General features: G+C 63.0%; 11 protein-coding genes. 8 read left to right on the top strand and 3 right to left on the bottom strand.

All coding sequences use genetic code 11. The features are described from left to right. Positions 1–2 precede the first annotated feature (2 nt). The gene (locus PLANPX_RS02340; protein WP_152097170.1) at positions 3–260 is read left to right on the top strand and encodes a DNA-directed RNA polymerase subunit omega; all 258 of its coding nucleotides are present in this window, start codon (positions 3–5) and stop codon (positions 258–260) included. A 3-nt stretch (positions 261–263) separates the two neighbouring features. Here PLANPX_RS02340 and lpxA read toward each other — a convergent pair whose 3' ends face one another. From lpxA to PLANPX_RS02355, 3 genes are all read right to left on the bottom strand, one after another. Then, positions 264–1058 carry an acyl-ACP--UDP-N-acetylglucosamine O-acyltransferase gene (gene lpxA / locus PLANPX_RS02345; RefSeq protein WP_152097171.1) on the bottom strand — a complete coding sequence of 265 codons (795 nt, stop codon included), beginning with the start codon at positions 1056–1058 and terminating at the stop codon, positions 264–266. A gap of 310 nt (positions 1059–1368) precedes the next feature. Further along, a complete protein-coding gene (locus tag PLANPX_RS02350; RefSeq protein WP_152097172.1) occupies positions 1369–3417 on the bottom strand; it encodes a hypothetical protein in 2049 nt (682 codons plus the stop codon). Between the two features lie 225 nt (positions 3418–3642). Next, positions 3643–5175 (bottom strand): carboxypeptidase M32, encoded by a 1533-nt coding sequence (locus PLANPX_RS02355; protein WP_232536281.1) that lies wholly within the window; start codon positions 5173–5175, stop codon positions 3643–3645. Between the two features lie 340 nt (positions 5176–5515). Here PLANPX_RS02355 and bshB1 point away from each other — a divergent pair, with 340 nt between their 5' ends. From bshB1 to PLANPX_RS02390, 7 genes are all read left to right on the top strand, one after another. Next, positions 5516–6205, top strand: coding sequence for a bacillithiol biosynthesis deacetylase BshB1 (gene bshB1 / locus PLANPX_RS02360; RefSeq protein WP_152097173.1), 690 nt, complete (start codon positions 5516–5518; stop codon positions 6203–6205). Between the two features lie 439 nt (positions 6206–6644). Next, complete coding sequence (locus tag PLANPX_RS27870; protein WP_232536282.1) at positions 6645–6914, top strand: hypothetical protein; 270 nt, start codon at positions 6645–6647, stop codon at positions 6912–6914. A 170-nt stretch (positions 6915–7084) separates the two neighbouring features. Then, on the top strand, positions 7085–8410 hold the full coding sequence (locus PLANPX_RS02370; protein ID WP_152097174.1) for a hypothetical protein: 1326 nt from the start codon (positions 7085–7087) through the stop codon (positions 8408–8410). 296 nt (positions 8411–8706) lie between these two features. Next, entirely contained in the window at positions 8707–8958 is a 252-nt protein-coding gene (locus PLANPX_RS02375) for a hypothetical protein (RefSeq protein WP_152097175.1), read from the top strand. A 288-nt stretch (positions 8959–9246) separates the two neighbouring features. Continuing rightward, the gene (gene xerC / locus PLANPX_RS02380) at positions 9247–10146 is read left to right on the top strand and encodes a tyrosine recombinase XerC (protein WP_152097176.1); all 900 of its coding nucleotides are present in this window, start codon (positions 9247–9249) and stop codon (positions 10144–10146) included. A 699-nt stretch (positions 10147–10845) separates the two neighbouring features. Beyond that, positions 10846–12225 carry a sigma-54-dependent transcriptional regulator gene (locus PLANPX_RS02385; protein WP_152097177.1) on the top strand — a complete coding sequence of 460 codons (1380 nt, stop codon included), beginning with the start codon at positions 10846–10848 and terminating at the stop codon, positions 12223–12225. A 415-nt stretch (positions 12226–12640) separates the two neighbouring features. Beyond that, complete coding sequence (locus PLANPX_RS02390; RefSeq protein WP_152097178.1) at positions 12641–13420, top strand: exosortase-associated EpsI family protein; 780 nt, start codon at positions 12641–12643, stop codon at positions 13418–13420. Positions 13421–13456: the final 36 nt, after the last annotated feature.

A 13456-nucleotide genomic window follows, 5' to 3' on the forward strand; every position in this document is an offset into this window, starting at 1 on the left:
GAATGATCGATGCCCTCAAAGAAGAACTGATCGTCAACAAAGTCGGCGGTCGCTTCAAGCTTTCGGCCCTCATCCAGAAGCGACTTGCTGCGTTGAATTCAGGCGCCCGCCCGCTCGTCGATCTCAAGACGAAGTTTCCGATGGAAATCGTCATTCAAGAGATCTTGCAAGATAAGATCATGCTGAACGCCGACGACAGCGTTCGCATCGTCGAGCAGCGTCGGCAAGGGCCGATGGACTTCGATCTCTCGCAACTGTAGGCATCACGCCGCTTGCTGCGGATCGAACAATCTTACCCGCGAACTGCGTGCGGAATCGTGCGCGTAGAAGCTGAGCAATCGACGGCCAGCTTCCGTTTTGACGGTCGCCTCCAAGTATCGCATCGCCTCGTTTCGCCCGATGCCTTTACGGTAGATGGCCGCGAACGCTGCCTTCAGCTCGTGTCGTTCATCGACGGTGAAGCCCGCGCGCTTCATGCCGACGCGATTCTCCGCCACGACGGTTCCTTCCTGATCGGTGATGCAAAACGGGGGAACGTCTTGGGTGATGCGAGCCAAAATCCCCACCAGGGCTAGCTCGCCGATTCGCACATGTTGGTGCACGGCTGCGTTCCCGGAGATGATGGCGTTGGCGCCGACCTGCACGTGCCCGCCGAGCAAGGCGCCGCTCACCAGGATGACGCCGTCGCTAAGCTGGCAATCGTGCCCTACATGACTATTCGTCATGAGCATGCAGCGGCTGCCGATGACGGTCGCAGAGCCAGGCGCCGTGCCGCGATGAACGGTGGCCCCCTCGCGGATCGCCGTCCCTTCGCCGATCCGACAGAAAGAAACGGCGCCGCCGTATTTGAAGTCTTGCGGAGAGTCGCCGACCGTAGCAAACGAATGAACGCGACAACCGGCGGCAAGCGTGGTGTGCCCCATCACGACCGAGGAGGGCAACAGTTCGCAGTCGGGGCCGATCTCGACGTTGCCCGAGACAACGGCGTGCGCCCCAATGGATGCACTCGGATGGATTTCCGCTGCACTATCGACGACGGCTGTGGGATGGATTGGCATTGAGGTGGGCGAGCTTCGCAGAGATAGGGGCGCCGGTCAATTCCAATCGGTGCTTGCTGCTTGTGCTGGCTGGGCTGGTTTTCTCTCGCAAAGCCGCCAAGGCGCAAAGAAAACGCCGAGCAGAGGAAAGAATGAACATCGCATTATTCCTCTGCGCCTCCGCGCCTCTGCGAGAAATCTATTCGCCAGAATCAGCCTCTCGCAGAGGCGCAGGGTGCGCAGAGGAATTACACACGCATTCGCATTTCTTTGCGATCGTTAGCGTCTTCGCGGCTTGGCGAGAGAATACCCGGCAAGCCAACCGGAACGACTAAGGCGTGAAGAGATCCGCCGTCGCGCCCGTTTGCGGGGCCACGAAATCTTCCGGCGCGAAGGCGAAACCCGCGACGACCACTTGCTTTGCATCGCCCGTGTAGCCGGCAATCGCTTGGCTTGGATCGGCGACGATCGCACCGACGACGGCGACTTCATCGCCGAACTTGAAGTCGATCTTGTCCATCAGCACTTTGTTGACCGACACGGTCGAGCCGAGCGGCGTTTCGATCGTGTATTCGGTCCACTGTCCTTGCGGCTGCAGATCGGTGACGCGGCCCAGCAGCAGCACGCCCTGGTTGGGGCGGCGGGCATGTTCGAGCCAGCGGCCGGCGATCATCGCTAGATCGTTGCGGCGGGCCGGATCGCCGACGGCGCCGCGGAAAATCAGCTTCGCGGCCATCTGCTTGGTGACGAGGTCGTTGCCGAAGTCTTTGGGGTCGGTCAGCGTGAACCGCTCAGCCAGCTTGCAGAGTTCGATGTACGCCTGCCCCATCGCGGCGACGTCTTCCTTACGAGCGAGGTCGCCCGCGAGGAACGTGCGATGGGCGGCGTCGGCGCTGGCGATGTGATCGCCCAGGTCGGTGACGCTGAAGAGTTTGACGCCTTTCAATTCACCGACGATCGGCGTGGTCGGCCAGTGAATGGCTTCGGCGGCGGCGGTTGGCATGACGGCCTCGTCGCGGTGGATCGTCGCGGGAGGCGTGAGAGGCTGTGCTTCCGTAGCGGCGGGAGCATCGGCCGCGGCCAGTTCGTCGCCCGCCGGCGGCTGCGGTTCGTCGGCGAATTCGAGCTTCGACTCGCCAAGTGGCTGCAACGGCGCAGCGGCTTCGGCCAGCGGAGCCGCGTCGACTGGCGCAGGCGCCGGCAAGCGATCGTCGGCAATGCTCAGCGGCTCTTGCGATGCCGGAGCGGCGGCGCCCGGCAGCATCGAGGCAGGCAGCAACTTCGCGATGCCGAGCAGGTCGCCGTCGGGGCCTTTGAGCCACAGCAGCGCGTAGCCGGCGAGGAAGATGCCGATGAAGCCGCCGCCGACAACGCCGACCAGCGTCTTCACGACCGATGGGCGCTTGCGGCGGATGGGGACCGTGCGTTCGAGTTCGTCGAACTCTTCATCGCTGGTCCACTGCTCGTGTTCTGGATCGGTCTCAGCGCTTGCTTCGTAGGTGACGTCGTCTTCGCCGTCATCGGTTTGCGTGGCAGCAGCGCTCGCTTGCAGACGCTGCCAACGGTCGTCGAACGACTCGTCGCTGGCATCGCCGTATTCCGAATCGTCGGCGGCGATCTCCGCGTATTCGGGTTGCTCATGCTGATCTTCGGTCGACTCGTCTGCGTCGAACTCCGCAAAGGTCGGTGAATCGGCTAGCGAAGGCGCCGTTTCTGCATCCGCCGCGGCTGGCGTCGCCGGGGCGAGCGGCGCCGGCGGCGTCTTCATCAGGTCGGACAGCAATTGGTCGAGACGGCTGCCGCCGAGTTTTAGTTCGTCGGCTGCGGACGCGGCGGGGTGTGCGGTTTCTGGATCGGCGTCGCGGTAGGCTGCGTCGAGCGTCGCGCCGAACGTTTGCCGCGGGGCGTGATCGTTGGGGATGATGCGGTCGTCGATCTCGGCTTCAAATTCCTCGAACGATGCGACTTCCGCCGTCGGTTCGTCGGCCTCTTCCGCGTCGTCTTGCTCCGCAGCTTCAGGCGCGGACGCGCCCGGCAACTGCCAACTGGAGGTCGATCGCAAGAGTCGCGAGAGTTTGTCGTCGGTCGATTCGGCGACCGGCTCGTGTTCCGGCTCCGGCGCCATGTCTTCGTCGTCGACGATGATGCCGAGCGGCTCGCGCGTCGGCGTCGCTTCATCCATCAACTCGTCGTCGTTCTCCGACGACGGATGATGAATGTCTTGCTCAACAAGCCGCACCTTCGGAATGGCGCGGGGGGCGACCGAAGCGAGCAGGAACTCCGCTTCGCAGATCGGGCACTCGACGAGCGACGTCGGCGTGAGGCCGGCCGGCAATTCGAGGTGCGATGAACAGCGCGGGCAGAGGGTGATCGACGCCATGGAATTCCTACGTTTCGACTCCGTTACACTCATCCCGCATCAGTGCGAGACGCGACACATGCTCCGCCGCCGCGGGTTCTTAGTTTAACAATACGCCGGTTGTTTGTCGGCGGCAGCGCGAGAATTCTAGCGCCCGTCGGGACGCTAGCTACGCCGCGGGGCGAACTTCGATGTTGCGGGGCGTTTCTTGCAAACGCGGGCAGCGGGCGGTTGCCGCTGCAATCGCTACAGGCCGTAAAGTTCGCCGTACTTCGCGCGCATTTGCTCGATCCACGGGCCGTGGCTCAGCGGCTGTCCAGTGACGTTGAGCGCCAGTTCGCCGGCCGAGAAGCGTTGGCCGTGGGCGTGGATGTTCTTGCGGAGCCACGCGAGCAGCGGTTGGAACTCGCCCTTGCGGAACGCAGCAGGCAGGTCGCCGAGCTCCTTGGTCGCTGCCGCGTAGAACTGCCCTGCGTAGAGGTTGCCGAGCGAGTAGGTGGGGAAGTATCCGAACAGCCCCGCGCTCCAGTGGACGTCTTGCAGCACGCCGTCGGCGAAGTTCGGCGGGGTGATGCCGAGATACTTTTGGTACTTCTCGTTCCATGCCGCGGGAAGGTCTTTTGCCTGCAGGTCGTTTTCGATGAGGGCGCGTTCGAGTTCAAAGCGGATGAGCACGTGGAGGTTGTAAGTGACTTCGTCCGCATCAACGCGGATAAGCGACGGGCGAACTTCGTTGATGGCGCCGTAGAGTTGGTCGAGCGAGACGCCCTTCAGCGCTGCGAACTGCTGCTGTCCCTTGGGCAGAAAGTGTTCCCAGAACGCTCGGCTGCGGCCGACCTGGTTCTCCCACATCCGCGATTGCGACTCGTGAATCCCGAGCGAACATGCTTCGCCGGTGGGCAAGCCAAACTGGTCGGCCGGCAACCCTTGCTCGTAAAGACCGTGCCCTGCTTCGTGGAGCGTGCTGAAGAACGCGTCGCTGAAGTCGTTGATGTTGTACCGCGTCGTGATCCGCTGATCGTGCGGACCGGCGCCGGCGCAGAATGGATGATCGGTCGTATCAAGCCGACCGGCGTTGAAGTCGAACCCAATCGCCGCCGAGGCCGCCTTGCCAAAGGCCTCTTGCGCGTCGACGGGGAAGTCGCGCTTCAGCAACTCGGAATCGGGCTTGCGCGAGCTGCCGACAATCTGCTCGACGAGCGGCGTGAGCGCATCGCGCAAACCGCCGAGCGCGGCGGCGACTTCCGCCGTCGTTGCGCCAGGTTCGTAGTCGTCGAGCAGCGCATCGTACGGCGTGACCTTGTAGCCAATCGCGGCCGCTTCTTGCCGTTTCAGTTCGATGGTCTTTTCCAGAAGCGGCTGGAACTTCGCAAAGTCATCAGCCTTGCGAGCCTCAACCCACATCTGCTGGCCGAGCACCGAGGTGCGCGACAGTTCTTCGACGAGCGCCTGCGGCAGCTTCGTCTTTTTGTCGTACTGCCGCTTGAGTTGCCGGATGACCGTCCCCTCAACGCTGTGCGAATCAGCGGCCAGCGGACTGCCGACGAGTTCGTCGAGCCAACCCGCAATCTGCGGCGTCGTTTGTCGCTTGTGGATCTCGCCGGCGAGGAACGAAATCTGCTCCGCGCGGTACTCGCCTGCAGCGGTCGGCATCTTCGTCCGCTCGTCCCACTCGAGCAGCCCCATGATGCTGGCGAGCTTGGCCGTTTCGCGGGCGTGGTTGCAGAGGGATTCGTAGGCGGCAGTTGTGGACATATCAGTCGCTCGAGAGGCAGTCATGTGTTGAGTTTAAGGAGGCGTCGATTGGTGAGCCATTGTGGCTGAAGATCAATGGGGCGTCGATGGATCAGCCCCGGGAGGGGCGATATCATGTAGCCAGGGGCGTGAGCCCCTGGAATTGATCGCCGCGAAGAGGCTGAGCCCCGGAGGGGCGACACCAGAAGATGTGACGAGCTCGGCGAAGGGCTCTTGAATGGTGCCGCCCCTCCGGGGCTCAAGCAGCCTTAAACTTTCGAGTCCAGGGGCTCACGCCCCTGGCTACAACATTTCGCCCCTACCGGGGCTCGTGACCGGATGAATTTCCTTCGCGTTGCAGCAGCGCACACGGTTTAATACGCCCATGCTCGACATCCTCGTCATCGCCCCGCACCCCGACGACGCCGAACTCGGCATGGGGGGGGCCATCATGAAGTTCATCGCCGAGGGGCGACGCGTGGGGGTGCTCGATCTCACCAGCGGCGAGCCGACGCCGCACGGGTCGCTGGAGATTCGCGCTCGCGAAACGGCGGCGGCCACCAAGATCATGGGACTCGAGTGGCGTGAGAACCTCGGCCTGCCGAATCGTAGCCTCGAAGCGACGATCGAAAACCGTGCGAAACTCGCCGCGGTCTTCCGCCGTGAGAAACCGAAGTGGCTCTTCGCCCCCTACTGGATCGACGCCCATCCCGATCACGTCGCGGCGACCGAACTCGTCGACGCGGCCCGCTTCTGGTCGAAGCTCACCAAAACCGACCTGCCAGGCGAGCCTCATCACCCGACGCGGATCTACAACTACTACTGCATCCATCTGAAGCAGGCGCTGCAGCCGGCGTTTGTGCTCGACATCACCGCGGAGTGGGACCGCAAAGTGGCGGCGGTGCGAGCGTTCGAAAGCCAGTTCATCACCGGCCGGCCAACGGTGTCGCCGACGTTCTTCGAACACTTCGAAGCCGAGGCGGCCTACTGGGGCAAAACGATCGGCGTCCGCTACGGCGAGCCCTTCACGAGCCGCGAACCGCTCGGGCTGCGGTCGATGGGAGAGTTGGTGTAAGGCGGGCGGACAGAAGGCCTGCGATCCCGTCAAAAACTCGAAGCGACAACGATGCCAGATTGGTTTAGGCCGGTCGTTTCGCAAGTGCTATAATTGAGACATGACCGATCGCAGCCACTGGGTAGTCAAGAAGTCTACACTCGCGGAGCAAGGCTTCGAGGATGACCTCGCTCATCTATCGATGGGCGAATGTATGGCGTTGGTCTGGCCGCTAACAGTTCAAGCGTGGGCGATAGCCGGTGAACCCGTCACTGAACAAGAATTTCAGAGACATGTTATCCGCGTTGAACGACGCGGAAGTTGATTACCTCGTCGTTGGCGCTTATGCCCTCGCTACCCACGAGCAACGGGCGATCTAGATATTTGGGTGCGTCCAACCAGCGAAAATGCGGATCGGGTTTGGGAAGCGTTGCGTCTCTTCGGAATCCCTAGGAGTTGGGTGAAGGAACCGATTGAGCTAACGGACTCGAACGCCGTTTTCAGTTTCGGCGTTCCGCCTGAGCGGATCGATATTCTCACGTCGATTACTGCTATTGGTTTCGAGAATGCTTGGGGGAATCGCAGCATCGCAGAATACGACGGCGTCTCCACGCCCGTATTACATTGGCGAGATCTCCTCGCCAACAAGCGGGCGACTGGGCGACTCAAGGATGCGGCTGACGCCGAATGGATCGAAGCGGCGATGCGTGGGCGTGGTGAATCGGTATAACTTGCCCAGCTAGCGACCAGCGCAGCTTTTCCCTCAAGCGACCCTGCGGATTCTGCCGATCCTACCGACTGACGCGCACCAGCGGCTCGTGCTTGCACTCCGCTCGCCCGTCAAAACCGTGCCTTGAATGAAAGGGGGGCTCCTTTCATTGCGGTAGGTTCTTCTCGATCGTGCTCCGTCACTTGCTACTTCTGCTAGCAGTCTGCTTCGCCATCGCAACATGCGGCGGTTGCCAGATCATGTTTCCTGAGATCACTCAGGAACCGACGATCCGCAACCCCTTCCCGCAGCTGCGTCGCGTGGCCGTTGCGCCGTTCTTCAACCAGAGCGATTCGCCCACGGTTGACGGTCGCGAGTTCGCGATGGCTTATTTCACCGAATTGCAGCTGACGCCCGGCTTCGAAGTCGTGCCGCTGGGGGTCGTCGAAGAAGCGATCATCGCCCATCGGATCGATCTCAACCGTCCCGGGGAAGCCCGCCGGCTGGGGCAACTCTTGGGCGTCGACGCCGTCGCGATTGGCGCGGTGATCGACTACGCAGAATACTACCCGCCGCGGATCGGCATGCGCGTCGAATGGTACGCATCGAACCCCGGCTTCCACGAAATCCCCGCGGGTTACGGCCTACCGTGGGGCACGCCGGAGGAAGAGTTCATTCCCGACTCGCTCGTGTACGAATCGCAAATGGCGCTGTTCCGCGCGGAGATGCAAGGAATCTCGCCGCAGTGCGACGAAGCCTGCATGCCGTTGCCTGCGCCGCCGACCGGCAATCAGCCGACGGCGCCAGCGCCGCTAGTCGATCCGTCGCTTCGCGAAGATCACTCCGAAGACGACGACGGCGATGGCGCAGGCCCTGCGGAGAACAATCCGTTCTTCGATCCGAACGAAACGTCGAGCATTCGCATCGTCGACCAGAACGTCCAACGTGCAGACCTTGAAGTCGAGATGCCCGAAACGACCAAGCCGACGCGAGCGCCGTCTGCGAAAGCATCTTCGTTGAAAGCGTCATCGCTGAAAAAATCGGCGGCGAAATCCCAGCCGAAAACCCCGCAGCGCGTCGCCAGCAATGCCGCCGCTGCGAGCGTCCCGCAAGCTGTCGCAACCGCGCCAGCCGTTGCAGCCGGCGCTCTCGGCGCCGCCGCTGCAGCCGCTGCAGGTTATCCGTTGCCGCCCGAGGCATGTGCTTGCGGCCCCGACAACAACTTCGGCGGCCTGTACGCGATGGGCCCTGGCCGGGCCGCGTGCGTTCCGTTCAACGGCCCAGTGCTCTCCCACTCGGCGATCTACAACGGGGCCGACGACAAGATCACCGAGGCCCTGGAAGGGTACGTCTTCTTCCGCGACGACCAGCGCTACGGCGGCTGGCAGCCTTATCTGTCGCGCAGCAACGAGTTCATCCGCTTCTGCTGTCACCTGCACATCTGCGAGATGCTGTCAGCTCGCGGCGGGGGGAGCGCAAAAATGGATGTGCTGATGCGGTGGCCCGAACGCCGATAAGGCGTAAGGAGCATGGTTCGGTCAGCGCGAACCGGCGGAACAATCCGCACAATCGCGCAGGCGTCGCCGACGTCCACTTGTGGGCGGAACCAAACTCTCCGCGAGTCAGTTTTCAGGACAGAGACAGCCAGCAGGTCGAACGCCGAGCGTTCGACGCTGCAGCACCCAGGCCGAGCATCAAGGACGACCGTGTGCGCACAAGGCCCTTCGCCACGGCGGCCGCCCACCCCCGCAACCGACGCTACCAGCGACGCACGTCGGCTGCCCACTGCTGCCGCTAGGAGGCCCCGCAAGCCGTGAACGACGACATTAATGTGCTAGCGCTCGTCAAGGGACGCGAGCGTTACATCTTCCTCTACGAAGATTCCCAGCGCGCCGAAGCGCTGCGCACGCTTGGCCGTTTCGCCTCGAACCCCGAGCTGAGCTTCACCTGGTACGACGCCGCCGTGCTGAGCCAAAAGGTTCGCAACAGCGCGTCGGAAAGCGTGCCAGAGATGAAGGCGACGCTACCCCGCCGCATGAACCTGCCGCAACCTAGCGATGATTGAGGCAGATGCCTCGTTGAAGCCCCGGAGGGGCGACATGATGTAGCCAGGGGCGTCAGCCCCTGGTTCGCGGGTTCGTTCGAAGCTTAAGCCCCGTGAGGGGCGACACTGCCCGCGCTGGACGAATCGTGCCGCCCCTCACGGGGCTAAGATGCCTTCGTATCGTGACGGACCAGGGGTTCGCGCCCCTGGCTACTCGATATCGCCCCTGCCGGGGCTAAGAGCCGAGGTGAACCACGCGTCGCCGGGCGTTTTCGATCGTGCGCCCGTTTTCCAACTAGCGCCTACCCCATGCAACGACAGATCGCGCAGTTCCTGACCTACATGCGCGTCGAACGGGGCGCTTCCGACTACACGGTGAAGAGCTACCGCGAAGATCTCATCGCGGCGACCGATTACTTTGCCGAGGAAGACGGAACCTGCCCCGCGCCCGCGAGCATTACCGCGGTCGAACTGCGCGGCTTCCTGTCGGCGCTGCATGAAGCAGGCTACGCGAAGACCTCGATCGCGCGGAAGCTCGCGTCGCTGCGCAGCTTTTACCGGTACGGCCAGCGCGAAGGCTGGGCAACGAGCAACCCCGCTCGCGCGCTCCGCAACCCGCGCAAGGGACGCTCGCTGCCGCACTTCCTGACGACCGAGGAAATCGGCACGCTGCTGTCGGCGCCGCCGGCCGAGTCGCCGATGGGGATCCGCGATCGGGCGATTCTCGAAACGATGTACTCGGGCGGCTTGCGCGTCAGCGAAGTCGTCGGCCTCTCCGACGCCGACGTCGACCTGGCCCAAGAGATTCTGCTCGTCAAAGGCAAGGGCCGCCGCGAACGGCTCTCGCCGCTTGGCTCGTACGCAACGCGCGCGTTGAAAGCATGGCTGCGGCAGCGCAAGCTGTCGCCCAGCGAGAAGCAAGGCCGCGAGGCCCCAGTCTTCACGAACCGCTTCGGCACGCGGCTCACGACCCGCAGCGTCGGCCGGATGCTGGAGAAGTACCTCAAAGAAACAGGCCTCGACCTGCGGACGAGCCCCCACACGCTGCGGCACAGCTTCGCAACGCACCTACTCGACCGGGGCGCCGACATCCGCAGCGTCCAGGAATTGCTCGGCCACAAAAGCCTGGTGACGACGCAAATTTACACGCACGTCAGCACGGCCAACCTGCGGGCGGCGTACGAGAAGGCGCATCCGCGGGCCAAATGACGAATGACGAAGCCCGAATGACGAATGAAAAACGCTTGCGTCCCCCATTCGTCATTCGGGCTTCGTCATTTTCTCCGCTGGCCGTGTAACGTCCGTCGCCGCTTACCGCTCTAGACCGTGTCGAATCAGCCAACTGACGCTGATCGGCCGCGGTTTCAGTTTATGAGCAGGCAAAGCGGCGTATGTTATGCGCCGGCCGCGGTTCGATCGGCGACCCTCCACCGTCGCGGGGCGGTCTGGTCTCTTCCTCTCCCAAGGCCGGGCCGCCCCAGCTTTTTGCGCAAGCCCCCCTACCTCTTATGCACTTCTGGCTCCCTCCCCCTTGAGGGGAGGGCTGGGGAGGGGGTAACGAACTCTGGTACACGCATCTTCACCCCTCCCTAACCCTCCCCTCAAGGGGAGGGGACCAGAAAAGCAATGCAGTGAATCGCGTCGCCCGTATAATCATCACAAACGGCCCGCGCTCTTCGCAACTCCTCAGCAACCACGTTGCCCCAACGCATCCTGCGACGTAAATAATTCAACAGGCCATGGCGAAATCTCCCCGCCACCGGCTCGGCGTTGCCATAGGCGACGCCGAAGTCCGCTGGACGCCCGGCCACGACAAGTTGAATCCCGTGGTGCGCGCCGCCCCTGGCGACGCGTCGGCCGCGTTACGTTCGAGCCGCCTTGCGCGGCTTCAGTTGGGGGAGTCTGCATATGCTTCACGGTTCACTGCTGCTGGTTGACGACGATCGTCAGGTGCTCGATTCGATGGCCGACTGGCTCCGCAGCCACGGCTTGCAAGTCGACGCAGTGCGCGGCGTCGCCGAAGCGAACGAGCGGCTCGCCCGCAAGTCGTACGATCTGCTGCTCGTAGACGTGAGACTGAAGGATGGCGACGGCCTCGATCTGCTCGAGCAAGTCCGCCGCTCGCACCCCGAAAGCCAGGTCATCCTCATGACCGGCTATGGCGAACCCGAAGCCGCGGTCGAAGCGTTGCGCGCCGGCGCCCTCGACTACCTGACGAAGCCGCTCATCGACGACGAACTCCTCGTCTCGATCGAACGCGCTTTCACGCAGCACAAAGTCATCGAAGAGAACACGCAGCTCAAGCGCGAACTCGACAAGCGCAAGGGGATGGACAACGTCGTCGGTCACGACGCCCAGATGCGACGGATCTTCGACGTCATCGACAGCGTCGCCGATACGAAGGCGACCGTCCTGGTGACCGGCGAAAGCGGCACCGGCAAGAGCATGATCGCCCGCGCGATTCATCGCCGCAGCCGTCGCAGCGGCAAGCCGTTCATCGAAGTCGCCTGCGGCGCGCTGCCTGAAAATTTGCTTGAGAGCGAACTCTTCGGCCACGTTGCTGGTTCGTTCACCGGCGCCACCGGCAACAAGGTCGGCAAGTTCATGCAAGCCGACGGCGGCACGATCTTCCTCGACGAAATCGGCACCGCCAGCCCGGCGATGCAAGTGAAGTTGCTCCGCGTGCTGCAAGAACTGCAGTTCGAGCAAGTCGGCGGCGACAAGACGTTCAAGGTCGACGTGCGGGTCATCCTCGCCACGAACGAAGATCTGTCGAAGGCGGTCGCCGAAGGCAAGTTCCGCCAAGATCTCTACTACCGCGTCAACGTCATCAACGTCGAACTGCCGCCGCTCCGTGCTCGCCGCAGCGACGTGCTGCTGCTCGCCCAAACGTTCCTCAACGAGTTGCGCGAAGATACGAATCGCAAAGTGACCGGCTTCACCGAAGAGGCAGTCGCCGCGCTCGAAGCCTACGCTTGGCCCGGCAATATCCGCGAGTTGCAGAACGTCGTCGAACGAGCCGTGCTGCTCGGCAAGGGGGAACTCATCACCCCGGCCGACTTGCCGCGCGACATCATCGGCGGCTCGGCGATCCGCGTTACCCGCGGCGGCCACCGCACGCTCAAGGAAGCGCTCGAAGAGCCGGAGCGGCAGATCATTCTTGAGGTGCTCGAAGCGAACGGCTGGAATCGCAACGCGACCGCGGACTCGCTCGGCGTCAATCGCACGACGCTCTATAAGAAGATGAAGCGGCTCGGGCTTGAGGACGAGCAACTGGCGGAGCACTAAAGTCGTTGTTCAATTCTCAGCTTCAGAGAAAACGAAACGATGAGGTCCCCTCCCCTTGAGGGGGAGGGTTAGGGAGGGGTGAGTGAAGCGGGTACCAGGGTTCCACCCCCTCCCCAGCCCTCCCCTCAAGGGGGAGGGAGCCGCAACATTCACATTGGCGGCGCAAGTTGCCGCTACCGGAATCGGATGCTCCCGGAGGCAGGTGTGCCTCCGACTATCAGGCGTCCGCTCAGCACGGCGCGCGCCCGCAAAACGAGCCCATTTTCGGCCCGGTTGTGACGGTTCTGCCGCCTGCCGAGGCCGTTGCTTGACACTCTTCGGCAACGCGCCTACCGTGAATTAAGTTCTCGCCGCCGCTCGACTTCGGTTTCCGGCCGGCGAGGCGGTTTTATCTTCGTCTCTTCGAGATTGATTCATGACGCGTTTGTATGTTCCTGTCGCCGTCGCCGTAGTTCTCATTCTGTCGATGACGGCCTGGGAAAGCGTTTACTCCGATCGTTGGAACGGCTCCAGCATCAGTGATGAGCAGTTCCACCAAAAGTTCGCGAGTTTGCCTAAGAAGGTGGGCCCCTGGGTTGGCGTCGACAAGCCTGTTCCTGAGGAGACGTTGAAAACGGCAGGCGCCGTGAGTCACATTTCGCGACTTTACAAGAACGAAGAGACGGGCGAAGAAGTCGATCTGTGGCTGATCGTCGGTCATGCCCGCGACATTTCGCGCCACACGCCCGACGTCTGCTATCCAAGCCAAGGCTTTGCGATGGACGGCACGCAGTTGCAGCAGCGCATCAAGGCTGAGGGAACCGGCAAGGAAGGCGAGTTCCACACCGCGCGGTTCCGCAAGGAAGCCGCTCTCGGCGCCGGCGGGCCGCTGGTTCGCGTCTTCTGGGCGTGGAATCCCAACACCGGCGACCAAAAGGATTGGGTGGCGCCCGACGCCACTCGCTTGGCCTTCGGCAACAACACGGCGCTCTACAAGATGTACTTCACCGCGCCGATGAAGGAACGCGACGAGTCGGTCACCGACAACGTCGCCTACAAGTTCGCTCAAGCCATGTTGCCGAAGGTAAATGAGACGCTGTTCGCCGCCCCAGGCGCAACGCCGCTCGATGCCCCGGCCGAGGGCGCTGAAGGCGCCGCCGACGCTCCGGCTGCGGAAGCACCGGCGACCGAACCGGCCGCTGCTCCCGCTGCCTAACGCGAGCAGCGTTCACTGCAGGTGACCACGATTCGC

The organism is Lacipirellula parvula (assembly GCF_009177095.1).
In the GTDB taxonomy this organism is placed as follows: Bacteria; Planctomycetota; Planctomycetia; order Pirellulales; family Lacipirellulaceae; genus Lacipirellula; species Lacipirellula parvula.

What these genes read in the sequence shown, in the direction of transcription:
- PLANPX_RS02385 (WP_152097177.1), top strand. Translation starts at nt 10,846, where the DNA reads ATGCTTCACGGTTCACTGCTGCTGGTTGACGACGATCGTCAGGTGCTC.
- PLANPX_RS02355 (WP_232536281.1), bottom strand. Translation starts at nt 5,175, where the DNA reads ATGACTGCCTCTCGAGCGACTGATATGTCCACAACTGCCGCCTACGAA.
- PLANPX_RS02350 (WP_152097172.1), bottom strand. Translation starts at nt 3,417, where the DNA reads ATGGCGTCGATCACCCTCTGCCCGCGCTGTTCATCGCACCTCGAATTG.
- PLANPX_RS02340 (WP_152097170.1), top strand. Translation starts at nt 3, where the DNA reads ATGATCGATGCCCTCAAAGAAGAACTGATCGTCAACAAAGTCGGCGGT.
- xerC (WP_152097176.1), top strand. Translation starts at nt 9,247, where the DNA reads ATGCAACGACAGATCGCGCAGTTCCTGACCTACATGCGCGTCGAACGG.
- PLANPX_RS02390 (WP_152097178.1), top strand. Translation starts at nt 12,641, where the DNA reads ATGACGCGTTTGTATGTTCCTGTCGCCGTCGCCGTAGTTCTCATTCTG.
- lpxA (WP_152097171.1), bottom strand. Translation starts at nt 1,058, where the DNA reads ATGCCAATCCATCCCACAGCCGTCGTCGATAGTGCAGCGGAAATCCAT.
- bshB1 (WP_152097173.1), top strand. Translation starts at nt 5,516, where the DNA reads ATGCTCGACATCCTCGTCATCGCCCCGCACCCCGACGACGCCGAACTC.